General features: G+C 69.1%; 29 protein-coding genes and 1 pseudogene. 21 read left to right on the top strand and 9 right to left on the bottom strand.

Annotated features, from left to right (window positions below; all coding sequences use genetic code 11):
• Positions 1 to 32 precede the first annotated feature (32 nt).
• A complete protein-coding gene (locus tag AR539_RS15215) occupies positions 33 to 368 on the top strand; it encodes an SHOCT domain-containing protein (protein ID WP_066438684.1) in 336 nt (111 codons plus the stop codon).
• An 88-nt stretch (positions 369 to 456) separates the two neighbouring features.
• Here AR539_RS15215 and AR539_RS15210 read toward each other — a convergent pair whose 3' ends face one another.
• A complete protein-coding gene (locus AR539_RS15210) occupies positions 457 to 717 on the bottom strand; it encodes a hypothetical protein (RefSeq protein WP_066438676.1) in 261 nt (86 codons plus the stop codon).
• A 238-nt stretch (positions 718 to 955) separates the two neighbouring features.
• On the opposite strand from AR539_RS15210, the gene AR539_RS19720 reads away from it, so the two are divergent.
• Entirely contained in the window at positions 956 to 1159 is a 204-nt protein-coding gene (locus tag AR539_RS19720) for a hypothetical protein (protein ID WP_066438673.1), read from the top strand.
• A gap of 93 nt (positions 1160 to 1252) precedes the next feature.
• On the opposite strand, the pseudogene AR539_RS19715 reads toward AR539_RS19720, so the two are convergent.
• Positions 1253 to 1435: pseudogene (locus AR539_RS19715) on the bottom strand (VOC family protein); the annotation flags it as partial.
• Positions 1436 to 1553: 118 nt separating this feature from the next.
• Here AR539_RS19715 and AR539_RS19115 point away from each other — a divergent pair.
• Positions 1554 to 1730, top strand: a complete 177-nt coding sequence (locus AR539_RS19115) for a DUF1059 domain-containing protein (RefSeq protein ID WP_082699388.1) — start codon at positions 1554 to 1556, stop codon at positions 1728 to 1730.
• Positions 1727 to 2881 carry an EAL domain-containing protein gene (locus AR539_RS15200; RefSeq protein WP_066438669.1) on the top strand — a complete coding sequence of 385 codons (1155 nt, stop codon included), beginning with the start codon at positions 1727 to 1729 and terminating at the stop codon, positions 2879 to 2881. The genes AR539_RS19115 and AR539_RS15200 overlap by 4 nt, the downstream gene beginning before the upstream one ends.
• Positions 2882 to 2887: 6 nt before the next feature.
• On the opposite strand, the gene AR539_RS15195 is transcribed toward AR539_RS15200, so the two are convergent.
• Positions 2888 to 3325 (bottom strand): DUF1810 domain-containing protein, encoded by a 438-nt coding sequence (locus AR539_RS15195; RefSeq protein ID WP_066438667.1) that lies wholly within the window; start codon positions 3323 to 3325, stop codon positions 2888 to 2890.
• Between the two features lie 173 nt (positions 3326 to 3498).
• Between AR539_RS15195 and AR539_RS15190 the strand changes: the two genes are divergently transcribed.
• The 5 genes from AR539_RS15190 to AR539_RS15170 all read left to right on the top strand — a co-directional run bounded on the left by AR539_RS15190 (position 3499) and on the right by AR539_RS15170 (position 6683).
• Positions 3499 to 4227 carry an MgtC/SapB family protein gene (locus tag AR539_RS15190; RefSeq protein WP_066438665.1) on the top strand — a complete coding sequence of 243 codons (729 nt, stop codon included), beginning with the start codon at positions 3499 to 3501 and terminating at the stop codon, positions 4225 to 4227.
• Positions 4228 to 4290: 63 nt separating this feature from the next.
• On the top strand, positions 4291 to 4812 hold the full coding sequence (locus AR539_RS15185; RefSeq protein ID WP_231728628.1) for a GNAT family N-acetyltransferase: 522 nt from the start codon (positions 4291 to 4293) through the stop codon (positions 4810 to 4812).
• 86 nt (positions 4813 to 4898) lie between these two features.
• Positions 4899 to 5303, top strand: coding sequence for a VOC family protein (locus tag AR539_RS15180; protein WP_066438660.1), 405 nt, complete (start codon positions 4899 to 4901; stop codon positions 5301 to 5303).
• Between the two features lie 84 nt (positions 5304 to 5387).
• Complete coding sequence (locus AR539_RS15175; RefSeq protein WP_066438658.1) at positions 5388 to 6128, top strand: Type 1 glutamine amidotransferase-like domain-containing protein; 741 nt, start codon at positions 5388 to 5390, stop codon at positions 6126 to 6128.
• A 9-nt stretch (positions 6129 to 6137) separates the two neighbouring features.
• Positions 6138 to 6683, top strand: coding sequence for an acyl-CoA thioesterase (locus tag AR539_RS15170; RefSeq protein WP_066438650.1), 546 nt, complete (start codon positions 6138 to 6140; stop codon positions 6681 to 6683).
• Between the two features lie 36 nt (positions 6684 to 6719).
• Here AR539_RS15170 and AR539_RS15165 read toward each other — a convergent pair whose 3' ends face one another.
• Together AR539_RS15165 and AR539_RS15160 are read right to left on the bottom strand one after the other, a co-directional pair.
• Positions 6720 to 7520 carry an ABC transporter permease subunit gene (locus tag AR539_RS15165; RefSeq protein WP_066438643.1) on the bottom strand — a complete coding sequence of 267 codons (801 nt, stop codon included), beginning with the start codon at positions 7518 to 7520 and terminating at the stop codon, positions 6720 to 6722.
• Positions 7517 to 8521, bottom strand: a complete 1005-nt coding sequence (locus AR539_RS15160; RefSeq protein ID WP_066438628.1) for an ABC transporter ATP-binding protein — start codon at positions 8519 to 8521, stop codon at positions 7517 to 7519. Before AR539_RS15160 ends, AR539_RS15165 begins: the two co-directional genes overlap by 4 nt.
• A gap of 157 nt (positions 8522 to 8678) precedes the next feature.
• Between AR539_RS15160 and trxA the strand changes: the two genes are divergently transcribed.
• Positions 8679 to 9092: a thioredoxin gene (gene trxA, locus AR539_RS15155; RefSeq protein ID WP_066438619.1), complete on the top strand. Its 414-nt coding sequence runs from the start codon at positions 8679 to 8681 to the stop codon at positions 9090 to 9092.
• A gap of 126 nt (positions 9093 to 9218) precedes the next feature.
• On the opposite strand, the gene AR539_RS15150 is transcribed toward trxA, so the two are convergent.
• The gene (locus AR539_RS15150; RefSeq protein ID WP_066440039.1) at positions 9219 to 9497 is read right to left on the bottom strand and encodes a putative quinol monooxygenase; all 279 of its coding nucleotides are present in this window, start codon (positions 9495 to 9497) and stop codon (positions 9219 to 9221) included.
• A 102-nt stretch (positions 9498 to 9599) separates the two neighbouring features.
• Here AR539_RS15150 and AR539_RS15145 point away from each other — a divergent pair, with 102 nt between their 5' ends.
• Both AR539_RS15145 and AR539_RS15140 read left to right on the top strand, forming a co-directional pair.
• On the top strand, positions 9600 to 11276 hold the full coding sequence (locus tag AR539_RS15145; RefSeq protein ID WP_066438618.1) for an AMP-binding protein: 1677 nt from the start codon (positions 9600 to 9602) through the stop codon (positions 11274 to 11276).
• 132 nt (positions 11277 to 11408) lie between these two features.
• Entirely contained in the window at positions 11409 to 12329 is a 921-nt protein-coding gene (locus AR539_RS15140) for an endonuclease domain-containing protein (protein ID WP_066440037.1), read from the top strand.
• An 88-nt stretch (positions 12330 to 12417) separates the two neighbouring features.
• Here AR539_RS15140 and AR539_RS15135 read toward each other — a convergent pair whose 3' ends face one another.
• Positions 12418 to 13410, bottom strand: coding sequence for a DNA-3-methyladenine glycosylase family protein (locus AR539_RS15135; protein WP_066438617.1), 993 nt, complete (start codon positions 13408 to 13410; stop codon positions 12418 to 12420).
• A gap of 162 nt (positions 13411 to 13572) precedes the next feature.
• Between AR539_RS15135 and AR539_RS15130 the strand changes: the two genes are divergently transcribed.
• Positions 13573 to 14010 carry a VOC family protein gene (locus AR539_RS15130; protein ID WP_066438616.1) on the top strand — a complete coding sequence of 146 codons (438 nt, stop codon included), beginning with the start codon at positions 13573 to 13575 and terminating at the stop codon, positions 14008 to 14010.
• Positions 14011 to 14054: 44 nt separating this feature from the next.
• Here AR539_RS15130 and AR539_RS15125 read toward each other — a convergent pair whose 3' ends face one another.
• Positions 14055 to 15221, bottom strand: a complete 1167-nt coding sequence (locus tag AR539_RS15125; RefSeq protein WP_066438609.1) for an SLC13 family permease — start codon at positions 15219 to 15221, stop codon at positions 14055 to 14057.
• A gap of 109 nt (positions 15222 to 15330) precedes the next feature.
• Here AR539_RS15125 and AR539_RS15120 point away from each other — a divergent pair, with 109 nt between their 5' ends.
• The 6 genes from AR539_RS15120 to AR539_RS15095 all read left to right on the top strand — a co-directional run bounded on the left by AR539_RS15120 (position 15331) and on the right by AR539_RS15095 (position 22121).
• A complete protein-coding gene (locus tag AR539_RS15120) occupies positions 15331 to 16716 on the top strand; it encodes a cystathionine beta-synthase (RefSeq protein ID WP_066438606.1) in 1386 nt (461 codons plus the stop codon).
• Between the two features lie 73 nt (positions 16717 to 16789).
• Positions 16790 to 17977, top strand: a complete 1188-nt coding sequence (locus AR539_RS15115; protein WP_066438605.1) for a cystathionine gamma-synthase — start codon at positions 16790 to 16792, stop codon at positions 17975 to 17977.
• Positions 17978 to 17993: 16 nt separating this feature from the next.
• Positions 17994 to 19274 carry a glycosyltransferase 87 family protein gene (locus tag AR539_RS15110; protein ID WP_066438601.1) on the top strand — a complete coding sequence of 427 codons (1281 nt, stop codon included), beginning with the start codon at positions 17994 to 17996 and terminating at the stop codon, positions 19272 to 19274.
• Positions 19275 to 19416: 142 nt separating this feature from the next.
• Positions 19417 to 19941, top strand: coding sequence for a winged helix-turn-helix transcriptional regulator (locus AR539_RS15105; RefSeq protein WP_066438595.1), 525 nt, complete (start codon positions 19417 to 19419; stop codon positions 19939 to 19941).
• The gene (locus AR539_RS15100) at positions 19938 to 21260 is read left to right on the top strand and encodes an MFS transporter (protein WP_066438593.1); all 1323 of its coding nucleotides are present in this window, start codon (positions 19938 to 19940) and stop codon (positions 21258 to 21260) included. The genes AR539_RS15105 and AR539_RS15100 overlap by 4 nt, the downstream gene beginning before the upstream one ends.
• A 66-nt stretch (positions 21261 to 21326) precedes the next feature.
• A complete protein-coding gene (locus AR539_RS15095) occupies positions 21327 to 22121 on the top strand; it encodes an SDR family oxidoreductase (protein WP_066440034.1) in 795 nt (264 codons plus the stop codon).
• A gap of 88 nt (positions 22122 to 22209) precedes the next feature.
• Here the strand turns inward: AR539_RS15095 and AR539_RS15090 are convergent, their stop codons facing one another.
• Positions 22210 to 23418: an acyl-CoA dehydrogenase family protein gene (locus AR539_RS15090; RefSeq protein WP_066438589.1), complete on the bottom strand. Its 1209-nt coding sequence runs from the start codon at positions 23416 to 23418 to the stop codon at positions 22210 to 22212.
• Positions 23419 to 23521: 103 nt separating this feature from the next.
• Here AR539_RS15090 and AR539_RS15085 point away from each other — a divergent pair, with 103 nt between their 5' ends.
• Together AR539_RS15085 and AR539_RS15080 are read left to right on the top strand one after the other, a co-directional pair.
• Positions 23522 to 24175: an MOSC domain-containing protein gene (locus AR539_RS15085; protein WP_066440032.1), complete on the top strand. Its 654-nt coding sequence runs from the start codon at positions 23522 to 23524 to the stop codon at positions 24173 to 24175.
• Positions 24176 to 24566: 391 nt separating this feature from the next.
• Positions 24567 to 26669: a DEAD/DEAH box helicase gene (locus AR539_RS15080; protein ID WP_066438587.1), complete on the top strand. Its 2103-nt coding sequence runs from the start codon at positions 24567 to 24569 to the stop codon at positions 26667 to 26669.
• The last annotated feature ends 46 nt before the right edge of the window (positions 26670 to 26715 follow it).

The raw sequence follows: 26715 nt of genomic DNA, 5'->3' as shown, positions 1-26715 counted from the left end.
CACCCACTACGCCACACACGAGGAGAGAAACCATGGGACTGCTTAGAGGAATGGCACGGACGGCAGTGGTTGCCGGAACGGCGTCGGCGGTCAGCGGCCGCGTCCAGCGCCGGCAGGCCAACAAATTCGCCGAAAAGGACGCCGCGACCGCGGCGAAACAGCAGCAGGCCTACGATGCGCAGGTAAGCCAGCAGCAGCCGGCTTACGAGCAGCCGGTCTACGCCCAGCCGGCACCGCCGCCGCCCGCCTCCGGCGGCATCTCCAACGACGCCATCCAGCAACTTAAGGAGCTGGCGGCGCTCAAAGAACAGGGGATCCTGACGGAGCAGGAGTTCGGGGTGCAGAAGGCGAAGATCCTGGGCGGATAGCACCGCCGTCGCGTTCCCGGGGCCAGCACACCCCCGCGGCGGCCGTTGAGGCCACCCGCGGGGGTGTTGTGTGCGCTTTGGGGACCGGCTACTTGGCCATGCCCGGACGGACGGCGACGAACTCGATTTTGTGCGAGGGCTGCATCTTCGGCGCGCGGGAGTATCCCTTGGCGTCGAGGTGGTTCTCTGCCCGGTAGACGGCGACGGCGTCGTCGTAGATGGCGTTGAGTTGGGCGCCCGTGAACTCTTCCGAGGACCCGTCGTTGAACGTGACGGAGATGACCGTGCTGGCGGGGAAGTGGCGCTTCATGCGGATGAAGCCTTCGGCGTCCTGCTGGAGACTGATCATAGTGGTCCTGCCTTTGCGATCGGGGACTTCCAGTCTCCCGCACGTTCGCCGCTGCCCCGGCACCTTCCGCTTTGGCCGGGGAGCGGGTTTACTGAACACTGACAGACACAATGGGGGGAAAACCATGAAGTCCAAAGGAACATGGCAGATTGCGGCGGGGAGCGTAGCCTTGGCCGCTACTCTCTTTGTCCTGCCCGCGCCGCTATTTCAGGTGGCCTCCGGAGATGCGGATGCCGGGGTGACCGCACTCTTCATTCTCGGACTGGCGCTGCTGGCCGGCGGACTGGGGTTCCTCGGCTACGGGCTGCGCCGGCGTTCACGCGAGCTGAACACGGCGCGGAGTTACGCCACCAGGGAGCCGTCCTCCCTGGATGAGGACCGGCCCGTCAACCCGTACGGGCTTCCCAAATCGTACGGGGCGGTTCCTCCTCCGCCGGCCTGACGCGGTCCCGCGGAGTCGGCCCGGGGAGCTTCGACCGCCGGTGACCGGCCCTGGCCTAGCGTGCGACCGTCCGGCCGCCTCCACAACACAGAAGCAGTTGCCCTCGGGAGCGGCCAGGAGGAGGTAGTCCGCATCCGCGGGACGCCTGTGCCATTTCACGCGGCTCGCCCCCAGTCGCAGGAGCCGTTCCACGTCGTGCGTCTGCTGCTCGGAATAGAGGTCCAGTTGACGCTGGAGGTCATCGACACGGATGACGATGGAGCCGATCCTGATCATGCAGCCGAACTACACCGCCAAGCGGCCCGAAACGCCCGGCGGCGGCGGGTGGATATCGCGGAAATTGGCCGCGGCGCAGTAAGGTGGTGCAGTTCGCCGTCGAATAGAAGGAGCCTTCGTGAAATCGTTTGCATGTGGTGATGTGGTGCCCGGCTGTGACGCCAAATGGGTCTGCAGCTCTGATGATGAGATCCTGGTCAACGTCGCCGCGCACGCTGCGTCCGCGCACGGGCTGGTGGAACTGCCAGCCGGAGTGGTCCAGGCGGTCCACAAAGCAATCGTCCCTGTCGGTTGAGCGGTCCCGCTGTAGGCGACTCCGCCCGCAGCTCCGGTGAGGCCCCGGCCGCGGGCTGGGAGCGGCTTCTGGATGCCGCCAGCCGTGGTGACGGTCTGACCGCCGCCTTCCAGCCGATCATCGACACGGCCCGTGGGGCGGTGGTGGGCTACGAGGCTCTGGCTCGCTTTCCCGGCTACGACGAGAAGAATCCCGAGGCGTGGTTCTCGGCTGCCCGCGTGCACGGAAAAGCGGCACAGCTGGAATCGGCAGCCTTGCGGGCTGCGCTCGCAGCCAGGTCCACACTGCCGCCCAATTGCTTTCTGACCCTGAACGTCTCACCCGAACTGTTGACTACCGAGGAAATCCGAAGTGTCTGGCGCGACGAGGGGAACCTGGGCGGACTCATCATCGAACTCACCGAGCAGACGCCCATCGATTCCTACGTTCGGCTGGAACCGGATCTGGACCAGTTGCGTGCTGCCGGGGCGCTGATCGCCGTGGATGATGCCGGTGCCGGCTATGCGGGATTGCGCCACCTGCTGTCGCTCCGGCCCTCGCTGATCAAGATCGACCGGGAACTGATCCAGGACGTGGACCGCGACGAAGCCAAGCGGGCCCTGATCGAGATGCTGGGCATTTTTGCCGGCCGGGTCGATGCGTGGATCCTTGCCGAAGGCGTGGAGCGGGTGGAGGAGCTCGATGCGTTGGTTTCCCTCGGTGTTCCGCTGGTGCAGGGCTACTATGTGGCCCGTCCAGGGCCGCCGTGGGCCGGCATTGACCTTGACCTGGCTCACCGTCTCGCGACGAAACCTCCGGTGACCCACAAAGCCGTCATCCGTGATGTCGTCGAGTCTGCGACGACGGCCTCCACCGCCGAGCTCGCCGCCGAAGCCTTCGCTGGAAACCCGGCGCTCCAGTCGGTGGTGCTGATCGGGGACCATTTCCGGCCGATTTCCGTGCTGAACCCCGTGGCAGCGGACGTGGGTGTGATCAGCCCCGGAATGTGTGTAAATCTGGACACACCGCTGGGCGAAGCGCTGGCCCGTTCCATGACCAGGCCCGCCTCCAGCAGGTTTGAGCCCCTTTTGGTGACGGACAATGCCGGCCGTTACGCCGGAGTGGCACGCATGGAGCGGATGATTACCGCGGTGGCGGTGACGGGCGGTTAGGCCGGATCACGCCTCGCCTGCCAGAAGCCGGTCCGTGGCCGCGTCGGGGACGCCCGCGAAGTATTTCTCCAGGACCGCCTGGAAAACAGGCTGTTGCGGGTCCGCACGGAGGAAAAGTGTCATGGAGGAGTGCAGCTTCCGCTCGTCAATGCCGCCGAAGATCTGGAGCGCGGTGCGGCCGTCGAGTCCGGCCACGGCGCGGGCGCATTCTGCCAGCCGCGCACCCAGCACCGGGTGCTGCAGGTAGGCCCACGCCTCATCGATTCCGGTGATGGCATATTTCCGTGCGGTGGGGCTCTGCCCCAGTCCGGCGATCTGCGGGAACACGAACCACATCCAGTGGGTGCGCTTGGCGCCGCCCCGGAGTTCCGCCAGGGCGTGCTGGAACGTCCCGCCGGTGTCCTGGGCTGTCACAAACCGTTGCAGGTCGTACGGATCGTCCATGGTGGTCTCCTTGCTCCGGTGGCGGTGTGGCGGTTTTTCCATCCTAGGGCGGGGATTCGGACTGGGTCCGAAATAGCCGACGACGGCGGGCGGCTGCCTTGCTAAAGTCACCTTAGGGGCAGCGATCTCCGGCCGGTCCGCTGCTGGTTGACCGGCCACGGAAGGCGGGCGGCATGTTCGAACTCTTCACTGACACAAGTCTGGTGGAAGCCGGGCTGCTGCTCGCAACGTTCGTCCTGTGCTCCCTGATCGGCATTGAACGGCAGGTGCGGCAGAAGAGCGCCGGCTACCGGACCCACGTGCTGGTGGGCCTGGGCTCGTGTGCCTTCACCCTGGTGTCCGCCTACGGCTTCGCGTTCGTGATGGAACCCGGCGCCGTGCTGGACCCGTCCCGCATCGCCGCCCAGATCGTCAGCGGCATCGGGTTCCTGGGCGCCGGCGTCATCTTCAAGGGCCGGGACGTGGTCCGCGGCCTCACCACCGCCGCCACCATCTGGGTTTCCGCTGCCGTGGGCATGGCGTGCGGGGCGGGCATGGTGTCCCTGGCCGCGGTACTGACCGTCTTCCACCTCATCACGCTGTTCGTGATCGCCCCCGCCGTCCGCAAGATCCCGTCCGTGGACAGGAACCGGGTCATGCACATCGACTACGCCGACGGCCAGGGCGTGCTGCGGCAGATCCTCGAGATTGCCACCACCATGGGGTTCAGCTCCTCCATCCTGAACACCCGCCGCACCGGGGACGAACAGAAGCCGATGGTCTCGATGGAGGTACGGTTTTTCGGACGACACCCGCTGCGCAACCTGGTGATGCCGCTCATGGACCTGCACGGCGTCGCCAGCGTCACGGTCCGGGGCACCGATTCGAGCGAGGACGACGACGATGACGATGACGAAGAATGAGGCCCGGCCGCGGCCCCTGCCCGCGACCGGTCGCGCCCGCGGGTGACCGCTAAGAGCGAGCCCTTGGCCGGAACCGTCCGGATCCGGGTGTTGAGGGCCGACGATGCCGAGCTGCTGTGCGCCGCCTACGTAAGGAACCGGCAGCACCTGGCGCCCTGGGAGCCCCTGCGGGCCGAGGAGTTCTTCACCCCGGAGGGCCAGATGATGAGCGTCCAGTCCAAACTGTCCCTGTTCATCGCCGGATCCGATGTGCCGTGGGTCCTGACGGACAGCGGGGACATCGTGGGGATGATGACGCTCAGCGGCATCGTCCGGGGCCCCTTCCTCAGCGCCCACCTCGGGTACTGGGTGGCCAAGGACTACGGCGGGCGAGGGATCGGTTCGGCGGCGGCCGCCTTCGCTGTTGACGCAGGCCGGGACGACCTGGGGCTCCACCGCCTGCAGGCCGCGACGCTGCCGCACAACGCGGCGTCGCAGAAGATCCTCCGGCGCACGGGGTTCACGGAAATCGGCACGGCGCCCGCCTACCTCAACATTGCCGGCGCCTGGCAGGACCACATCCTTTTCCAGCGCATCCTGTACTGAGGCGCAGGATCCCTCCCGAAACACCGAAACACCGAAACACCGAAACACCGAAACACGGACGGCCTCTGCCGTGCGAGACTCTCCGGGTGACTGATGACTCCCGCGGGGCACTGCACCACGTCGAACTCTGGGTGCCGCATCTTGGCCGTGCCAAGGACGAATGGGGCTGGCTCCTGGCCCGGCTGGGCTACGAGGCGTACCAGGACTGGCAGCACGGGTGCAGCTGGCGGCGCGGGCCGACGTACATCGTGGTCGAGGAATCCCCGGCCCTGAACAGCCGCGTGCATGAGCGCACCGCCGCCGGACTCAACCATCTGGCGTTCCATGCCGGCAGCAGGCAGCAGGTGGACGCCCTGGCGGCAGACGCCGTCGGGCACGGCTGGCGCGAACTGTTCCCGGACAAATACCCGCATGCCGGCGGCCCGGACCATTTCGCCGCGTACCTGGTGAACTCAGACGGCTTCGAAGCCGAACTGGTCGCCACAAACTGACGCAGCGGACATAAGATTCTGCGGGCGCGCGGCACTCCGAACACCGGGCCTGCCGGACCGCGGCGACGCGGGTACCTTAAAGCCATGAGCATCTTCCTGGTCGGCGGTGGTCCGGACACCACAACAACTCCCGTCATCTTCGACCAGTTCGTGGCGGAGGTGGTGCACCGCGCGGGGGCCAGCCGGCCGCCGCGGATCGCCGTGGTCCTGGTTGACCACGAAGGCAGCGCCGCGTACTTCCTGCCGGCCTACCTGGAGCCGCTGAACCGCCGGCTGGCTTGTGACACGGTGCCCGTCCTGCTCCGCCGCGGGGAGCCCGTGGACCCCGGCGTGTTCGACGGCGTCGACGCGATTGTGGTCGGGGGAGGACCCACCCCGGTGTACGCCGAGGGCCTGCGTCCGGCGGGCGCCGCCATCCGCCAGGCCGTGCAGGCGGGCGTTCCGTACCTCGGGTTCTCTGCGGGTGCCATGATCGCGGGGGAACGGGCGATCGTGGGCGGCTACCTGGTCCGCGGCGCCGAGGTGTGCCCGGAGGACGCCTCCGAGGGGCTCGGCGAGGTGGAGCTCCGTGAGGGGCTTGGCCTCGTGCCGTTCGCCGTCGACGTCCACGCCGCACAGGCCGGCACGCTGGGCCGTGCCGTCGCCGCCGTCGTGCACGGCATGGCCGGGAAAGCCGTGGCCGTGGACGAGAACACGGCGCTGGTCCTGCCCCACCTCGATCCGGGGGAGCAGCGGGCCATCGGGAGCGGCAACTGCTGGCTGGTCCGCGGTCCCGGGCCACGGGCCACCGTCTCAATCCTTGGCAGCGTAGTTACTGGCGGGTAACATAGTCCCATGCACCTGCTTCTCCGCACGCTTCTCCTGCTCTTTACGTCCTCGCGCCGTCCGCCGCTGAGTATCTGGGACGAGGCGTCCCTGCCGCTGAAGGTCCTGCCCACCGACATTGACATCGCGATGCATGTCAACAACGGCATGTATTTCTCCCTGATGGATCTGGGCCGGTTCGACCTGATGGCCCGCAGCGGAACCTGGAAGGCCATGCGCCGCCGGGGCTGGAGCCCGGTGGCGGCGGGCGAAACCATCGCTTTCCGACGCTCCCTGCAGCTTTGGCAGCGGTACACGATCGAAACGAAGATCATCGGCCTGGACGAGAAGGCCATCTACTTTGAACAGCGCATGGTGGTGGACGGGGAAATCTATGCCCGTGCGTTCATCGCCACCCGTCTGGTCAGCAAGGGCAAGCCGGTCAGCCAGGAGGAGATCCTCCGTGAGTTCGGGGAGCCGCCGGCGGATCTGGTGCTGCCCGAATGGATCCACGAATGGCGCGAGACCAACGCCCTGCCCGGGGCGCGGCGGCCCGCGCCGCACGTCTGGGCCTGATCCCGCCCGGCGTTTATGCCCGACGCCGGGCGGCGGCTACGTCCCGACGTCGCGCCGGCTCAGGGCGAGTGCGCTGAGCGCCACGAGCGCGGCGGACAGTCCCCACAGCCAGGCCACGGACGCCCAGTCGGCCCCGTTGGCCACCGGGTTGTTGCCGTAAGCCCAGTTGTAGGGCGAGAAGTCCAGGAGCCACTCGACGTCCCTGCTCTGCCGCCCGACGGCGTTGAACACGTATCCCAGGACGCCGACGGCGGCCCCGGCGGCCAGCCCGAACGTGTTCCGTCCCGTCACCGTCCCGGCGCACAGCGCCGTGGTGCCGGAGAGCATGGTCAGCCCGGCGAACAGCACCGAGGTGCCCAGGAGGTTCTCCGGCCTGATGTCCAGCTCCGCGGAATCGTTCAGGAGCAGGATGAGCACGGACACGAGCCCGGCGAGGAGCAGCACACGCACCAGGATGGCCAGCGCCCGTTCCAGGACCACCTGCGTCCGGGTCACGCCGTGCGCCAGGGTGAGTTCCAGCTGGCCCGACTCCTCGTCCCCGCCCACCGCCGCCGCACCCCAGGCCACCGACGCGATGGTCATCAGCAGGAAGCCGATCAGCCCGAACATGGTGGCCTGGGTGTAGCCGGGGCCCGAGGTGATCTGGTCGTAGTTGAGCGCCTTGATCATCTCCGGCGGGAAGGCCTTCATCACCTCCTGCATTTCCGGGCTTCCGCCGATCGAGGGGTAGAGCGGAAGGTAGAGAAAGATCGTGGCGGCGAGCCCTGCCGCCCACCCGAGTGTGGAACGCCAGGAATCCACGAACGCCCGCCGGAACAGCGGCAGCGGCTTTGTCATGCCCCGCGCCCCTTCCGCCGGCGGCGTCCGGCGCCGGCGCTTCCGGCACCGCCGCCGTTCCCGTTGCTGCGGATGGTGCCGTAGAGCGCCAAGACGGACTCCTCCAGGTCCGGCTCCTCAAGCACCAGTTCGGTGAGCTGCAGGGAGGCCAGGGCCTGGAGCAGCGGCTGGATCGCGCCGCCCAGTGTGGCGGTGAGCTCGACGCCGTCGCCCGCGGGCAGCACCTCAAGCTGCCCGACGCCGGGCACCCGGGCCAGCAGCGCGCCGGCGTCGGCCGCTGAAATCCCGGTAGCCGCCAGGCGCAGGTGCCGCACCGCGCCCTCCCGCAGGCTGTCCACGGTGGCGACCGTGATGATCCGTCCGTCGCGGAGGATGGCCACCTGGTCCGCGGCCTGCTGGATTTCACTGAGGACGTGGGAGCTCAGGAAGACGGTCTGCCCGTTGGCCTGGGCCTCCCGGACCATGGCCAGGAATTCCTGCTGCACCAGGGGATCCAGCCCGCTGGTGGGTTCATCCAGCACCAGCAGTTCGGGATCGTGCATAAAGGCCTGTACCAGCCCCAGCTTCTGCTTGTTGCCCTTGGAGAGCTTGCGGATGTTGCGGTCCAGGTCCAGGCCCAGCCGCTCCGCCAGGGCGTCGATCCGGCCCGGCCGGACGGGTCCGCTGATGTCCGCGTAGTGGGCCAGCAGGGTCCGGCCGGTGACCCGGCCCTCCAGGAACAGTTCGCCGGGGAGGTAGCCGATCCGGCGGCGGAGCTCCGGGCCGGCATGCCTGGGGTCCTGCCCCAGCACCAGAGCCGTGCCAGCGGTGGGCCGAATGATGTCGAGGAGGCACCGCATGACGGTGGTCTTGCCCGCGCCGTTGGGGCCGATCACGCCGAACACGGACCCCTTCTCGATCCCGAAACTGACCGCGTGCAGCACTTCGCGGCGGCCGAATTTCTTGGTCAGGGAGCGGACGGCGATGGCCTGGCTGGTGGTGGTTCCGGTGTCGGGAGGCATGCCGCAGATGATAGGCGCCGGTTCCCTGCGGGGCCAGAGCCGGAGGCCCCGCGGCCGCGGGCGGGGTGCGCCGGGGGCGCCGGCGGGAGCTGTCACATGGATGTGCCAACAGCGAAATGCAGGGGACAAGCCGGGACGGCTCGCGTACCGTTGACCCATGGCTACCGTTGACATTACAGGTGAACAGTTCGCATCTACCGTGGAGGACAACGACATTGTCCTCGTCGATTTCTGGGCCGAATGGTGCGGCCCGTGCAAGCAGTTCGGCCCCACTTACGCCGCAATCTCCGAGAAGCACCCGGACGTGGTCTTCTCCAAGGTGGACACCGAGGCCGAGCAGCAGCTCGCCGCCGAGGCCGGCATCACGTCCATCCCGACCCTGATGGCGTTCCGCGAAAAGGTGCTGGTGTTTTCCCAGCCCGGCGCCCTGAACGCCCAGCAGCTGGAGCAGGTGGTGGAAGCCGTCAAGGGCCTCGACATGGAGGAAGTCCACGCCCACGTGGCCCGGTCCCAGGCCGAGGCTGCCGCCGCAGCAGGCAAGCAGGACGGCAGCCAGATTCCGGAGGCCTAGGCCCTCCCGTCTAATTTACTGACACAGCAACGCGGAGCCACTCCGCGCCCGTGGTCCCCGGACCGCCCGGCGCGGATTGGCTCCGCGTTGTTTTTGTTCGTGGTTCCGGGCCGTGCCCGGCGTTGGCTAGAGCCGGACCAGCTGGACCGGCTCGGCCAGGAGGGCGCTAAGGGACTCGTTGAGGTCCTGCACCGCGGTGCCCTTGGAGTGCTTGTCCAGGTCCTCCTGCGAGGCCCACTGCTCGGTCAGCACCAGCCGGTCCTCCGTGGCCTCGGTGAGCTCATACCGGATGCAGCCGGGCTCGTTGACCACCTCGTCGATCGCGATCTCCAGCGCGAGCTTCACACGGAAGAACTCGCCGTCGTTGGGGATAAAGATGGCCTGCAGGTCAATGGGTGCGCTCATGGATTTCACAATACCGGGCCACGGTTTTTCTTCCGAAAAAATTTCCTAGGACATCCAAGCTTTAGTCTTTTTTTGGCGTCCGAGTGTTGGTAGCGTCACACCATGCTTTCATATACAGCCGGGGACACTGACGTCCCGCTGCTCGAGGAAACCATCGGTGACAACTTCGAACGGATGGTGGCCAGGTTCCCGTACCAGGACGCCCTGATCGAGGCCGCGGCCGTGCCGGGCGCGGAAGCCCGGCGCTGGAGCTACACCAAGCTGAACGACGACGTCGACCGGGTGGCCCGCGCGCTGCTGGCCCTGGGCGTGGCCAAGGGCGAACGGATCGGCATCTGGAGCCCGAACTGCGCCGAGTGGACCATCCTGCAGTACGCCACGGCCAAGATCGGCGCTGTCCTCGTCAACGTCAATCCCGCCTACCGCAGCCATGAACTGGAGTTTGTGGTCAAGCAGAACGGCATGCGGATGCTGGTGGCGGCCCCCTCGGACCGCAACAGCGACTACACCGGCATGGCGCGGCAGGCGCTCGCCGAATGCCCCGAACTGCGCGAACTGGTGTTCCTGCCCGACGCCGGCCAGCCCGGCCTCACTGCCGGCGTCCCCGGCACTGACGCCGAGCGCACCTGGGCGGAACTGCTCAGGCGGGCCGACGACGTCGCCCATTCCACGCTGAAAGCGCGCATGGCAGAGCTTGACCCGCACGACGCGATCAACCTGCAGTACACCTCCGGCACCACGGGATTCCCCAAGGGTGCCACGCTCTCGCACTACAACATCCTGAACAACGGCTACTCGATCGGCGAGCTGCTGGGGTACACCGAGCACGACCGCGTGGTGCTGCCGGTGCCGTTCTACCACTGCTTCGGCATGGTGATCGGAAACCTGGCCGCCCTCAGCCACGGCTCCGCCACCATCATCCCGGGCCGCGGCTTCAGCCCCGCCGCGGCGCTGGAGGCCGTGCAGGACTTCGGCGGAACGTCCCTCTACGGCGTGCCGACCATGTTCATCGCCGAACTGGCCCTGCCGGACTTCGCGTCCTACGACCTGTCCACCCTGCGCACCGGGGTGATGGCGGGCTCGCTGTGCCCCATCGAGGTGATGAACCGGGTCATTGCGGAGATGAACATGCGCGACGTGGCCATCTGCTACGGCATGACCGAGACCTCCCCGGTGTCCACCATGACCCGCGACGGGGACACCCTGGCCCAGCGGACCGAAAGCGTGGGCCGGACCATGCCGCAGCTCGAAAGCCAGGTGGTGGACCCGGTGACCGGCGAGGTGCTGGAGCGTGGCGAGATCGGCGAGCTGTGCACCCGCGGGTACTCCGTGATGAAGGGCTACTGGAACCAGCCGGACAAAACCGCCGAGGCGATTGACGCCGAGGGCTGGATGCACACCGGGGACCTGGCCCGCATGGACCAGGACGGCTACATCGTGATCGAGGGCCGGATTAAGGACATGGTGATCCGCGGCGGCGAGAACGTCTACCCCCGTGAGATCGAGGAGTTCCTCTACACGCATCCGGCCATCCAGGACGTGCAGGTGATCGGGGTGCCGGACGCCAAATACGGCGAGGAGCTGATGGCCTGCATCATCCTCAAGCCGGGCGCCGAGCCGCTGGACGCCGGCGGCGTGGCTGATTTCTGCCGCGGGAAACTGGCGCACTACAAGATCCCGCGGTACGTGGACGTGCGCGAGAACTTCCCGATGACCGTCTCCGGAAAGATCCGCAAGGTGGACATGCGGCAGGAAGCGGTGGCCCGGCTGGGACTCTGACTCCAACGCGGGGTCACTTAGCGCCTGTAAGTGGCCCCCTGATGGGCCGGAAGTGACCCCGCGTTGGGGTGCTTCCCTCCGGCCTGTGGATAACCTCTGCAGCGGGAATTGTCCGCGGCCACAATGGTGCGCATGGTCCGCATTGTGCCCCTCCCCGCAAGTCTTGCCCGGACGCCGTTTACCGTTTACGAGTCACGCCTGCTGGGTGTCCCGCCCAAACGGCTGCGGGCAAAGGACCTGTCCGACGGCGGCCGGCTCATCTACCTGCCCGCCGGCGGGCATGTGGGGATTATCGAACGCGCCCGGGTGCTGGCCGCCGCCACCCCCGGAGCCTGGGTGTCCCACGAAACCGCCGCCGTCCTGACCTTGCTGGGCCTGCCGCCGTGGCTGGGGGACTGCGCCAGCATCCACCTCAGCAAGCCGCATGAACTGCCCAGGGTCCGCCGGGCCGGAGTGGTAGGCCACCGCGTCCGGTGCCACCCGGGGGAACTGACCGACGTCGACGGCATTCCCGTGACGGCGCCGCCGCGGACGTGGCTGGATCTGGCCGCCGTCCTGCCGCTCAACTACCTCATCGCTTTAGGGGACCAGATCATCCGCATACCCTGTCCCGGACTCGAACAGAGGTCTGAACCGTACGCGGAGAAGGAAGGGCTGCGCCTGCTCATCCGGCAGCATCCCAACATGAAGGGTGTCCAGAAAGCCAGGCTGGCCCTGGAGGAGATGCGGGTGGGGGCCGACTCCTTTCCGGAGACCTTCCTGCGGCTGGCCATCCTGGATGCGCGGCTGCCCGAGCCGGAGCTGCAGGTGAAGCTTGATCCAAGTGACCGGCGCTCGCCGGCTGCAGACCTGGGGTACCGGCGGTACCGGATCGCTGTGCAGTACGACGGCGCCACCCACCTCACGCGGGAACAGCAGTCACGGGACAACCGGCGGGACGAAGCATTCCTCAGCGCCGGGTGGGCGTACTTCAAGGTCAATGCCGACGACCTGGCCGAGGGCTTCGAAAGCGTCATCGCCCGGATCAAGAGGACCCGGCCCCGTCGCGTGTGACCCACCCCAGGCAACGCGGGGTCACTTGGCGCCCATAAAGAGCCCCCGGATGGGCCGGGAGTGACCCCGCGTTGCTTTGTGGCGCGCGTCAGTGGCCCCGGTGGTCCTGGATGGTCATGCGGGGGCCGAAGGTGGGCTTGCGGAAGCCGCTGAGGCCGATCATCCGGACCACGCGCTGCCGGTGGCCCGCCCACGGCGCGAGCAGCCGGAGCATCCCGGCGTCGTCGGTCCGGCGGCCGGTCAGCGCCGCCCCCACATACGCCGCGAGGTGGTAGTCGCCCACCGAAATCGAGTCCGGGCAGCCGTGTGTGCGCTGCACGACCTCCGCCGCCGTCCACACCCCGATGCCGGGGATGGTCTGCAGCTTCGCCGAGGCCTCCACGGCCGGCAGCGGGGCGAGGCGTTCCAGCGCGGCGGCGGAGCGCAGCGCGCGCATGATGGTGGCCGAGCGCTGCGGACCCACGCCGGCCTTGTGCCATTCCCACGAGGGGATGCGCAGCCACTGCTCGGGCGTGGGCGCCACCAGCAGGTTCTCCGGCGCGGCCGTTCCCGCGCCGGGCGCCGGCGTCCCGTACCGGTACATCAGGTAGCGGTAGCCGCGCCGGGCCTCGATTACGGTGACCTTCTGCTCCAGGATGGTGGGCACCAGGGCGTCCACCAGCCGGCCGGTGGAGGGCAGCCGGACCGCCGGGTGACGGCGCCGGGCCTCAGTGACCATCCGGGGGAGCGTGGCGTGGAACGCGGGCTCGTCAAACGCGGACCAGTCGTCGTCGCAGCCCAGCAGCCGGGGCGCGGACGCCACGGCGTCGGCGGCGCCGGGACCCCAGCCCTGGACGTCGACGGCGGGGTGCGCCGCGGATGAGCCGGGCGGATAGACCGCGGCCAGCCGGAGCGTGGCCGGGCCCGACGGCGTGGTGAACGCCATCCAGAAGCCGCCCGGCGCGGTGCGGATGGACGGATCGCCGAGCCCCCGCAGGAGCGTGCCGAGGGTCCGCGACAGATCGAACGGACCGCCCGGGTGCCACCGCAGCGAGGCGTCTGCCGCGGCGGCCAGGCCGGCGGGCACGTCTGCAATGGTCATCTGTCCATGATTCCACGAACGCCTGACAGCAACAGGAGCCGCCCGTCCCGGGCAGCCGCCGGAGGGCCCTTAACGCGCGGGTGGCGCGGGACTAGACTGCGGCTGTGGCGTGGAGCCACCACGCCTGCCCGAAGGCCCCATCCCTGTTGTGAGGAGCGTGTGATGGCTGGTGGAGTTGTACATTTTGAGATCCCCGCGGACGACGAGGGCCGCGCGCGGGAGTTCTACAGTTCGGCGTTCGGCTGGACCATCAATGCGCTGCCGGAAATGGGGTACGCCATGCTCCTGACCACGCCGTCGGATGAAACCGGCGCGTCGTCCGTGCCGGGGTCCATCAACGGCGGCATGTTCCGCCGCGAAGGGCACCTCACCTCGCCGCTGGTCACCGTGGACGTGGACGACATTGACGCGTCGCTGGAGAAAATCAACGCCCTCGGCGGCAGCACCGTCCAGCCGCGGCAGCAGGTCGGCAGCATGGGCTGGGCCGCCTACTTCCGGGACACGGAAGGCAACGTCATCGGCCTGTGGCAGAACGCCGAACCGGAATCGGAATCCGCAGCCGGGTCCGCGGACGCCGCCCGAAACGACACCGGCGCCTGAGGCGCCCACCCTGCCCCCGGAGCCGGGTGGGCATGCCGGCAGGGTCAGGGCATGCCCGAGGCGAGCCAGAGCGCCACAACGGCCAGCGGGACTGTCAGCACGACGGCGGCGAGCCCGGCGAGTGCGAACCCGCCCCAGCGGATTTCGACGTTGAGCGAGCGGAGCCGCTCGTGCCAGAGCAGCGTGGCCAGCGACGCCCACGGGGTTACCAGCGGGCCCAGGTTCACGCCGATCAGCAGGGCCGCGAGCCGCACCGGCGAGTCGCCCACCGGTTCCAGGGCGAGGTAGGCCGGCAGGTTGTTCACGGCGTTCGCGGCGCCGGCGCCCAGGCCTGCCAGCTGCAGCAGGGCGGGCAGGCTTTCGCCGGAGCTGGCGATTCCGGTCAGGAACTCGGTCAGGCCGTTTGCGTGCAGCGCTTCCACCACCATAAAGAGCCCGGCCGTGAGCATCAGCGGCCGCCAGGGAACCATGGACCAGTGCAATGCCGTGCGGCGGCGCCACAGGAACAGGCCCAGCAGGACGGCGGCCGCCGCCATCGCCGGGATCTGGACGGGCACGCCGGAGACCAGCGCGGGCAGAAGCACCGCCATGACTCCCGACGCCGCGTACAGCAGCACCCTGTCCCGCGGCTTGTGCACCGGCTGCGGCCCGTACCGGCCGGAGAGGTCCTTCCGGAACGCCAGCCACAGGAGCCCGATCGGAACCAGGATCCCCACCAGGGCCGGCGCCCAGACCAGGCCGGCGAAGCCCGCCGGGCTCAGGTTGAGCCGGTCCTGGGCCAGCAGGTTGGTCAGGTTGGAGACCGGCAGCAGCAGCGACGCGGTGTTCGCCAGCCAGATGGTGGTCAGGGCGAAGGGCAGCGGGGGAATCCGGGCATGGACCGCCAGCAGCACCACCACCGGCGTCACCAGCACCGCCGTCGTATCGAGGGACAGGAACAGGGTGGAGACGGTGGCCAGGCCCACCACCAGCAGCCACAGCAGGAACACCCGGCCGCGGCCCAGGGCGGCGAGGCGGTCCGTCACCACCCGGAACAGCCCGGCGTCGTCCACCATTTCCGTCACCAGGGACATGGCCACCACAAACGCCAATACCGGGACGGTGCGCCCGGCCAGTTCCTCGAACGCCGGCCACGGCAGGAAGCCGGTGAACAGCGCGGCACAGCCTGCCGCCAGCATCCCGGCAGGGAGCAGATAACTCTTGAGCCTCATCGGCCGGACCCACGCTTCACCGCCTCATCTTCGCACCCGATGCCCGGAGCAGGCCGCCCCGGCGTGCGCGAATCCGCCCCGGGCCGGTGGAGACGGTAACTTTGTACCTATGAAGTACGCCCAGTCCGTTCTGGACCTCATCGGCAATACGCCGCTCGTCAAGCTGCAGCACGTTACCGACGGCATCGGGGCCACGGTCCTGGTGAAGCTGGAATACCTGAACCCCGGCGGTTCCATCAAGGACCGCATCGCGGTCAAGATGATCGAGGAGGCCGAACGCACCGGCAAGCTCCAGCCCGGCGGCACCATCGTGGAACCCACGTCCGGGAACACCGGCGTCGGCTTGGCCCTGGTGGCCCAGCAGAAGGGCTACCGCTGCATCTTCGTGGTGCCGGACAAGGTGGGCGAGGACAAGCGCGCCGTGCTCCGGGCCTACGGCGCCGAGGTGGTGGTGACGCCCACCGCCGTCGCCCCCGACAGCCCGCAGAGCTACTACGGCGTCTCGGACCGGCTGGTCCGGGAGATCCCCGGCGCGTACAAGCCCGACCAGTTCTCCAACCCCGCCGCCCCGGCCAGCCACTACGAAACCACCGGGCCGGAAATCTGGCGCGACACGGACGGCCGCATCACCCACTGCGTGATCGGCGCCGGCACCGGCGGCACCATCACCGGCACGGGCCGGTATCTCAAGGAAGTTTCCGCGGACCGCGCACAGTCTGACGGCGGCATGGTCAAGATCATCGGCGCGGACCCGGCGGGCTCGGTCTACTCCGGCGGCACCGGCCGGCCGTACTTCGTCGAGGGTGTCGGCGAGGACATGTGGCCAGCCAACTACGACAAGACCGTTCCGGACGGCGTCATCGCCGTCAGCGACGCCGAGTCCTTCGAGATGACGCGCCGGCTGGCCCGCGAAGAAGGGCTGCTGGTGGGCGGTTCCTCCGGCATGGCCGTGGTGGCCGCCCTGCAGGTCGCCAAGGACCTGCCGGACGACGCCGTCGTGGTGGTCATCCTGCCGGACTCCGGCCGCGGCTACCTGGCCAAAATCTTCAACGACCAGTGGATGCGGTCCTACGGCTTCCTGGCCAGCGGCGACGAAGCCTCTGTGGGGGAGATCCTCAAGGCCAAGACCGGGGAACTGCCGGACCTGGTCCACATCCACCCCAACGAGAGCGTCCGCGACGTCATCAACATCATGAACGAGTTCGGCGTCTCGCACATCCCGGTGCTGTCCCAGGAACCGCCCGTGGTGATGGGCGAGGTCCTCGGCGCCGTGGACGAGCGCACCCTGACCGCGAAACTGTTCCGCGGCGAGGCCAAACTGTCGGACAAGATCTCCGAACACATGGAGGCCCGGCTGCCCGTGATCGGCTCGCTCGAATCGATCACCACGGCCCGTGAACTCCTCTCCGACTCGGACACCCTCATGGTGACGTTCGTCGGCGCGCCGGTGGGGATCCTGACCCGCCACGACCTGCTCGCCTACCTGAGCAACTGACCTGCAACTGACCGCCCACTGACCCGGACATCCGGCCGCCTCCCGGGGCGGCCGCCGGCCGAAAGGAACGCACATGTCTTTGCCAGAAAACCCCTCCGCCCACGGCTTTAACACCCGCGCCGTGCACGCAGGCCAGGCCTTCGAGCCGCGTACCGGCGCCGTGGTGCCGCCCGTGCACTTCTCCTCCACCTACGCGCAGGAGGCGATCGGCGTGCTCCGCGACGGCTACGAGTACGGCCGCGGCACCAACCCCACCCGTGACTCCCTGCAGGAACAGCTCGCGGCGCTGGAAGGCGGCACCGCCGCGTTCTCCTTCAGCTCCGGCCTGGCCGCCGAGGACTCGATGATCCGCGCGCTGACCCGCCCGGGCGACCACATCGTGCTCGGCAACGACGCCTACGGCGGCACCTACCGGCTGATCAGCCGGGTGCTGGGGGAGTGGGGCATCGGCAACACCCCGGTGGACATGTCCAACCTTGACGCCGTGGCCGCGGCCGTGGCGGCCAGCAAGACCCGCCTTGTGTGGGTGGAGACGCCGTCGAATCCGATGATGAAAATCACCGACATCGCCGCGCTCGCCAAGGTGGCGCACGACGCCGGGGCCCTCCTCGTGGTGGACAACACCTTCGCCTCGCCGTACCTGCAGAACCCGCTGGCCCTCGGCGCCGACGTGGTGGTGCACTCCACCACCAAGTACATCGGCGGGCACTCCGACGTCGTGGGCGGCGCCATCATCGTCAAGGACGCCGAGCTCGCCGAAAAGATCGGCTTTGTGCAGTTCGCCGTCGGTGCCATCTCCGGCCCGATGGACGCCTTCCTCACCACCCGCGGGCTCAAGACCCTCGGGGTACGGATGGACCGGCACAGCGACAACGCCCAGGCGGTGGCCGAGTGGCTGCTGGAGCGCCCCGAGGTGGAGGCCGTGCTGTACCCGGGCCTGCCCTCGCACCCCGGCCACGAGCTGGCCCGCAAGCAGATGAAGAAGTTCGGCGGCATGATCTCCGTGCAGTTCAAGGGCGGCGAGGCGGCGGCACGCACCGTGGCCGAATCGACCTCCGTTTTCACCCTCGCGGAGTCCCTCGGCGGCATCGAATCCCTGATGAACTACCCCTCGGAAATGACGCACGCCTCCGTCAAGGGCACCGAGCTGGCCGTCCCCGTCAACCTGATCCGGCTCTCCTGCGGCATCGAGGACGTCGAGGACCTCATCGCCGACCTGGAGCAGGCGTTCTCCAAGATCGCCGCTGCGGCCGGCGAGTAAAGGCAGTTCAGCACCCGTGACCATCACCACCACCAGGGCCACGCCCTCCACCATGCGCGGCTGGCTCGCGACGGCGGCCGGCGCGCTCGCCGTCGTCGTCGCCCTGGTGGTGCTCTACTCGTCCTACATCCCGCTGATGAACGACTTCGAGGTCTACTTCTACGGCGGTACCCGTGTGCTGCAGACCGGCGAGACGGGCGTCAACGAGCTGTACGCGCCCCGGGACGGGCTGCCGTTCACGTACCCGCCGTTCGCCGCGCTGCTCTTCGCGGCCATGGCGACGCTGGGCCAGGGCGGCGGCAGCCTGGTGTTCATCACCACCGCGCTGCTCGGCGCCGGGGTGGTGTCCGCCTGGCTGGCACGGCACTACTTCCGCCTCGGCACGTGGCGGAACGCCGCCGCCGACTGGCGGTTCCGGGCCGTGGCCCTGGCCGGGACCGCGGCGATCCTGCTCCTGGGGCCCTGGCGGGACACCTTCGACTTCGGGCAGATCAACATCATCCTGATGGGCCTGATCCTGGCCGACTTCGCGCTCTACGGGAAATCCCGGGCCGGGGAGATGCGCTGGCCCGCGGGTCTGCTGATTGGAATTGCTGCCGGCATCAAGCTGACCCCGCTCGCGTTCGGGCTGTACTTCCTGGTCCGCCGGGACTTCAAGGCCCTCGGCTGGATGGCGGCCGGCTTCTTCGGCTCGATTGGCCTGGCCTGGGCCATCCTGCCCACCGCGTCGGTCACCTTCTGGACCAAGATCCTGCCGGACACCGGACGGATCGGCGGACCGGCCTACGTGGACAACCTCTCCCTCAAGGGACTGCTGCTGCACCTGGGCCTCCCGGACAGCAGCTCCACCAGCCTGCTGTGGCTGGTGCTGTCCCTGGCGCTGGCCGCACTGGCCGCGCTGGTGATCGCGTGGGCCGTGGCCGCGGACGAGAACTTCGTCGCCGTGTCCGCGACCGCCGTGTTGATGCTCCTGGTCAGCCCGGTGTCCTGGTCCCACCACTGGGTATGGATGGCCGTGGCACTGCCCTGCATGGGCTTCGCGATCCACCGGGTGCCGTCCCGGGACGGCCGGATGCGCCTCGCCGGGTGGATCATCGTGGCGTTCTCGGCCCTCGCGTTCTACCTGACCCCCAAGTACCTGTCGGTGATGGCCGGCGCGGCCGAGTGGGGCAAGGATCCCCAGACCCAGTGGCAGCTCACGGTGGCGAGCCTCGGCGTAGTGTGCGGCATGGCCATGCTGGTCTACTGGGCGCTGGCGTACCGTCCCTCCCGCGCCGCGCTCCGCCCGGTGCTGTAACCCCGCCCGGCCAGTCCCGCTGTAACCCCGCCAGCCCCGCGAGTTGGCATTTCGCGGCAATGTTACGCGGCAACACTGCCGCGAACTGCGAACTCAGCGCGAGCTCTAGCTTTCTTCAAGAGAGTCAGCTAGCTTGGTGCCCATGCCACTCCGATCCGACTGGTCCCAGAGGACCTGCAGCCTGGCCCGCGGCCTGGACGTCCTTGGCGACCCGTGGGGCATGCTGGTGCTCCGCGAGGTCTTCTTCGGCAACGGCCGCTTCGACGCCATGAAGTCCCGGCTGGGGGCGGCGGATTCCGTCCTCTCCAAACGCCTGCAGGACCTCGTCGACGCGGGGCTCCTCACCCGGCGCCCGTACGACGACGGCGGCCGCACCCGCCAGGAGTACGTGCTCACCGACAAGGGCGAGGATGCCCTGCCGGTGCTCAACGCCGTCGCGATCTGGTCCGAGAAGCACCTGCCCGCGCCCTCGGAACAGGCCCACATGTATGTGGTCCACACCGGATGCGGCGCGCGCACCACATCCGCGGACACCTGCACCGGCTGCGGCGAGCGGCTGACGGTGCGCAACACCAGCTGGCACAGCCCGGTCAGGACCCCGCGGCCGGTCCCGCTCGCCGCTGCCGCCCCCGCACCCGCCATCCACCCGAACGGACCTGCCGCATGAGCGCCCCCGAGACCACCCTCCTCCCCGCGCCGAAACGGCGGATCCACCCGGCCTGGATAGTGGCCGCGGTGGCCTTCCTGGCCTTGGTCGGGGCAGCGGGGTTCCGGGCCGCGCCGGGTGTGCTGATGGTGCCGCTGCAGGACGAGTTCGGCTGGTCCACCACGGTGCTGTCGGCCGCGGTCAGCATCAACCTGGTGCTCTTTGGCCTCACGGCACCCTTCGCCGCGGCGCTGATGGAGCGCTTTGGCATCCGGGCCGTCACCGCCGTCGCTCTCCTGCTGATCGCCGCCGGCAGCGCCCTGACCGTGCTGGTCACGCAGTCCTGGCAGATCCTGCTCACGTGGGGGCTACTGATCGGGCTCGGGACCGGGTCCATGGCGCTGGTCTTCGCCGCCACCATCGCCAACACCTGGTTCGTCAAAAGCCGCGGGCTGGTCATTGGCATCCTCACCGCGGGCAGCGCCGCCGGTCAGCTCGTGTTCCTGCCGTTCATCGCCGCCCTGGCCCAGGACCCGGGCTGGCGGCAGGCGTCCATGCTGATCGCCGCCGGGGCGCTGGCCGTGGTGCCGCTGGTGCTGAGGTTCCTGAAAAACTCACCCGCCGACGCCGGCGTCCTGCCCTACGGCGCCGAGCCCGGCGACGAGTCTCTGCCCGCGCCGGGCAGCGCAGCCGCCGGCGAACCCCGCCAGAACGCCGCCGTCCGCGCACTCCAGGTGCTGCGGAGGGCCAGCAAGGTGCGGACCTTCTGGGCCCTTGTTGCCGGGTTCGCCATCTGCGGCGCCACCACCAACGGCCTGATCGGCACCCACTTCATCCCCTCCGCCCACGACCACGGCATGGCCCAGACCACCGCGGCGGGCCTGCTGGCCGTCGTCGGGATCTTCGACATCGTGGGGACCATCGCCTCCGGCTGGCTGACGGACCGCTTCAATCCGCGGATCCTGCTCGCGGTCTACTACCAGTTCCGCGGCATCGGCCTGCTGGTGCTGCCCCTCCTGCTCAGCGCCACCGTGCAGCCCAGCATGATCGTCTTTGTGGTGATCTACGGGCTGGACTGGGTGGCCACCGTGCCGCCGACTGCCGCCATCTGCCGCCAGGTCTTCGGCGCGGACGGCAGCGTGGTGTTCGGCTGGGTGTTCGCCGCCCACCAGCTCGGCGCGGCCGCGGCGGCGCTGGGAGCCGGCGCGATCCGGGACGCCACTGGCCAGTACACCTACGCCTGGTTCGCCGCCGCAGCGATGTGCACCATCGCCGCCGTCGTGAGCGCCACCATCCGCAAGGACACCGCCGCGAAGGACACCGCCGCCGTCCCCGCCTAGGTTATGGGCGCGGTGCTGCGGCAGGGGTTCCGCCCCGCACAGCGCCCGGGCGCTAGGCTGGTCCGCATGCATGCCGCCCCCGACGCCAACCAGCCGCCCCCGCCCGCAGCCCCGCCGCGGAAGACAGCCCTCGTGACCGGCGTCGGCCGGCTGGCGGGCCTCGGCGCCGGCATCGCGCGCCGGCTCGCCGCCGACGGCTGGGACCTGGTGCTGACGTACTGGCAGGACTATGACGCCCGCATGCCGTGGGGCGTCCAGCCGGACGACGTCGAACGGCTCACCGCCGAGCTGCAGGCCACCGGCGCCGCCGTGGTGGCCCTGCCGGCCGATTTCGAAGACCCGCAGGCCGTTGCCCGCCTGATGGAGGCCGCCGCGGCGGAGGCCGGGCCGCTGCAGGGCCTGGTGCTCAGCCACGCCGAATCCGTGGACTCGGGCATCCTGGACACCACGCTGGAGAGTTTCGACCGGCACTTCGCCGTGAATGCCCGGGCCAGCTGGCAGCTGATCGCGGCGTTTGCGCGGCAGGTCCCGGACGGCGGCGGCGCAGTGGTGGCGCTGACCAGCGACCACACCGCTTTCAACCTGCCCTACGGCGCGTCCAAGGGGGCGCTGGACCGGATTGTGATCGCGGCCGCGCGGGAACTCGGCCCGCAGGGGATCAGCGCCAATGTCCTCAACCCGGGCCCGGTGGATACCGGCTGGATGGATGACCAGTTGCGGGAGGACCTGGCCGCGCGCCATCCCGGCGGCCGGCTCGGCACGCCGGCGGATGTGGCCGGGACGGTGGCGTTCCTGCTCTCGCCCGAGGGCCGGTGGGTGTCCGGCCAGCTGGTCAAGGCCGACGGCGGCTTCTCCGCCTGATGCGCCCGCCCGCCCCCGCCGAGTTGGCACTTGACGGCAGTCGCGGCGCGCAACACTGCCGCGAAGTGCACACTCGACGCCGGGTCGGCTAGCGGAAGGCGGCCAGCCCGGTGATGTGCTGGCCGAGGACCAGGGTGTGCACCTCGTCGGTGCCTTCGTAGGTCCGCACGGACTCCAGGTTGGCGGCGTGCCGCAGCGGCGAATGGTCCAGGGTAATGCCGTTGCCGCCCAGGATGGTCCGGGCCTCGCGGGCGATCGCGATGGCCTCCCGCACATTGTTCAGCTTGCCGAACGAGATCTGCTCCGGGCGGAGCTTCCCGGCGTCCTTGAGCCGGCCCAGCTGCAGCGCCAGCAGCGTGCCTTTCTGGATTTCCAGCAACATGTTCACCAGCTTCTCCTGGGTCAGCTGGTACCCGGCCAGCGGCCGGCCGAACTGCAGCCGCTCCTGCGAGTACCGCAGTGCCGCCTCGTAGGAATCCCGGGCGGCGCCCATGGCACCCCAGGCGATACCGTACCGTGCCTCGTTCAGGCAGCTGAAGGGACCGCGCAGCCCGCTGGCTGCCGGCAGCAGGGCCTCGGGGCCCAGCCGGACGCCGTCGAACGCCACATCGCACTGGATCGAGGCGCGCATCGAGAGCTTCTGCCCGATCGGCGTCGCGGTGACGCCCGGGGTGCCGGCGGGGACGAGGAAGCCGCGCACGCCGTCGTCGGTCATGGCCCACACCACCAGGACGTCCGCCACCGAGGCGAGCCCGATCCAGCGTTTGGCGCCGTCCAGGATCCAGCCGGCGGAGTCACCGGTACCGTCGCGGCGGGCGAAGGTCTTCATCGCGGCGGGGTCGGAGCCGGCGGTGGGCTCGGTCAGGGCGAAGCAGCCGATCAGCTCGCCGGCGGCCATCCGGGGGAGCCACTCCTGTTTCTGGTCCTCCGAGCCCCACTTGTGGATGGCGGTCATGGCCAGCGAGCCCTGCACGGAGACAAAGGTGCGGATGCCGGAATCGCCCGCCTCCAGTTCCATCGCGGCCAGGCCGTATTCGACGGCGGAGCGGCCCGGGCAGCCGTAGCCCTCCAGGTGCATGCCGAGGACGCCGAGTTCGCCCAGTTCCGGCGCCAGCTCCAGCGGGAAGACGCCGTCCTCGTACCAGGCAGCGATGCCCGGGCGGATCCGCTGTTCGGTGAAGTCGCGGACGCGCTCCCGCACGCCGAGCTCAGCGGCGCTCAGCAGCGAATCGATGGCCAGGATGTCGGACACATCGGAACCAGTGGAGGCGGGGGAGAGGCGGGCGTCGTTGCTCATTTCAGCATCCTACGGTCTGGCCCGTCCGGCGGCCCGGCAGGGGGACATGTCCAACCCGGTTGCCTCCCGGCGGCGACGCGGGGTCCCGGCCTACACTGGTGCCATGGACACCGCATCCGTTCTCGCCGTCTGCCGCGTACACCAGCTGCTGGATGACCCGGGCAGCGTCGGCGTGACAGCGATCGACAAGCGTCCCGCCGAGGGGCCGGTCAAGGTGCACCGGCTGGGCCTGCACGGTGACATCCAGGCCAGCCGCGTCCACCACGGCGGCGTGGACCAGGCGCTGTACGCCTACTCCCAGGACGACGCCGACTACTGGGCGGCTGAGCTGGGCCGCGACCTGCCGCCGGGGATCTTCGGGGAGAACCTGCGCGTGGCCGGGATCAGCGCCACCGGTGCCGTGATCGGCGAACGCTGGAAGGTGGGGCTCGACGTCGAACTTGAGGTGACCTCGCCGCGCACCCCCTGCGCCACGTTCCAGCGCAGGATGAAGGAGCCGCACTGGGTCAAGAGGTTTGGTGAGGCAGGGCGCGTGGGCACCTACCTGCGGGTGGTGCGGACGGGCAGCATCGCGGCGGGGGACCACATCCACCGGGTCTTCGTCCCCACCCACGGCGTGACAATCGGCAAGTGGTTCAGCGATCCCACGGCTGAGGACATGGAGGCCCTGCGCGACGCCGACGCCGACGGGGAGATCCGCCTGCAGCCCGAGTACCTCCGGGAGTTCGAGAAGCTGCAGCGCCGCCTCGGCGTGTAGGGTGTTGCGGGGCAGTGTGCGCAAGCTCACCGCCGCTGCGGGCCCCTCGAGTTCACCTTGGGCGGGTCCATGCCCTACACTTGAAATATCCCCCACTCCGGAAATCCCTTATTCCTGCCCAATTCTTGAGGCAGGACTGGCAAGTGTTGGGGCCCGCAAATTGTGATGCGGGCATTTTCATAGGGAGAGCCGGCTAAAGAAAACGCTGTACAGACTGCTGGGATAGCAGCCAAGAGATGCAGCGGGAAGTCCTGCCACGGGATTGCGAAAGCGCCGGACTTCTATGTGACCGGCCGGTCAAAGTACGCCCGGCGATTACGGTCACGTGTACTGCGGCTCCGCTCACCTCGGGTTGTGCCGCTTGGCCCCTATGGATGAGGATATTTCACCTATGCCCGAAAATCAGAACAACTCCGTCGAAACCGAACTCGCCACCGCGAACACCCAGGCCGACGTCGAGACTTCTGAAACGGCTGCCCCCGCAGCCGGCTCCGCCCCCGAATTCACCGAAGCTCCCGCGGAGACCGCCGCTCCGGCCGCCGCCGAAGCCGCACCGCAGGACGACGCCAAGGCTGAGACCAAGGCCGCCCCGCCCGCGGATGCCGAAGAAGAAGACGGCGTCAAGTTCGCCGACCTCGGCATCGACGGCCGTGTCCTCGCCGCCCTGCAGGACGTCGGCTACGAGAAGCCGTCCCCCATCCAGGCAGCAACCATCCCGCTGCTGCTGGAAGGCCGCGACGTGGTGGGCCTCGCCCAGACCGGCACCGGTAAGACTGCAGCATTCGCAGTACCGGCGCTGTCCCGCCTGGCCGAACTCCACGACCTCAACGGCCCGTCCCGCAAGACCCAGGCCCTGGTGCTGGCACCGACCCGCGAACTGGCCCTCCAGGTCGCCGAGGCGTTCACCTCCTACGCCAAGCACATTGACGACTTCACCGTCCTCCCCGTCTACGGCGGCTCCGCCTACGGCCCCCAGCTCGCCGGCCTGCGCCGCGGCGCCCAGGTTGTTGTCGGTACCCCCGGCCGCGTGATCGACCACATCGCGAAGGGTTCCCTGGACCTGTCCGAGCTCCAGTACCTGGTGCTGGACGAGGCTGACGAGATGCTGCGCATGGGCTTCGCCGAAGACGTGGAGCAGATCTTCCAGCAGACCCCGTCGGACCGCCAGGTGGCGCTGTTCTCGGCCACCATGCCGGGCCAGATCCGCCGGATGTCCAAGCAGTACCTGAACAACCCGGCCGAGATCTCGGTGAAGTCCAAGACCACCACCGGCGCCAACACCCGCCAGCGGTACCTGCAGGTCATGGGCCCGCACAAGCTCGATGCCCTGACCCGCATCCTCGAGGTGGAAGAGTTCGACGGCGTCATCGCCTTCGTGCGCACCAAGATGGCCACCGAGGACCTGGCTGACAAGCTGAAGTCCCGCGGCTTCCAGGCTGCCGCAATCAACGGCGACATCCCGCAGCAGCAGCGCGAACGCACTGTTGACGCGCTGAAGGAAGGCCGCATCGACATCCTGGTGGCCACCGACGTCGCGGCCCGCGGCCTTGACGTGGAACGCATCAGCCACGTGGTCAACTACGACATCCCGCACGACACGGAGTCCTACGTCCACCGCATCGGCCGCACCGGCCGCGCCGGCCGTTCGGGCGACGCCATCCTGTTCATGACGCCGCGCGAGAAGTACCTGCTGCGGTCGATCGAGAAGGCCACCCGCCAGCCGGTGGAGCAGATGCACCTGCCCACGGCCGAGACCGTCAACACGCTGCGCCTGGGCAAGTTCGCCGAGCGCATCACCGAGACGCTCGCGTCCGAGGATGTTGCGCCGTTCCGCGACCTCATCGCCTCCTACGAGGAAGAGCACAACGTTCCGGCTGCAGAGATCGCGGCTGCGCTGGCCGTCATGGCCCAAGGCGGCCAGCCGCTCCTGGTCAAGGAGCTGCCCGCAGCTCCCGAGTTCCAGAAGCGTGAGCGCTCCAAGGACGGCTTCGGATCCCGCGGCCCGACCCGCGCCCTGACCGAGGGCAACGCCACCTACCGGATCGCCGTCGGACGCCGCCAGCGCGTCATGCCGGGTTCCATCGTGGGCGCCATTGCCAACGAAGGCGGCATCTCCTCGGCCCAGATCGGCGGCATCGACATCCGTGCGGACCACTCCCTCGTGGAGCTGCCGGCGGACCTGAGCCCCGATCAGCTGAAGGCCCTGTCCCGCACCCGGATCGGCGGCGAGCTGATCCACCTCGAGCTGGACAACGGCCGCAAGCCCTCCGGCGACCGTGGCAGCTACCAGGGCGGCAGCCGCGGCGGCGACCGTGGCGGCAACTTCAAGGGCAACGGCGGGTTCAAGCGCGAGTTCCGCAAGAACGACGGCGAGCGGTCCTCCGCTGACCGTGGCGGCCGCTCCTACAGCGACCGCAACGAGCGCAGCTTCGGCTCCGACGCGGGCCGCAAGCCCCGCACCGAAGGCGGCTTCAAGCCCCGCAACAAGTGGTAACTCCTAGCAGCATCTGAGAACGGGCCGGCCCAACAGCTGGCCCGTT

The organism is Arthrobacter sp. EPSL27 (assembly GCF_001512305.1).
GTDB lineage: Bacteria > Actinomycetota > Actinomycetes > Actinomycetales > Micrococcaceae > Arthrobacter.
The sequence above is the reverse complement of the archived record's forward strand: the minus strand, read 5'-3'. Positions and strand labels throughout refer to the sequence as shown.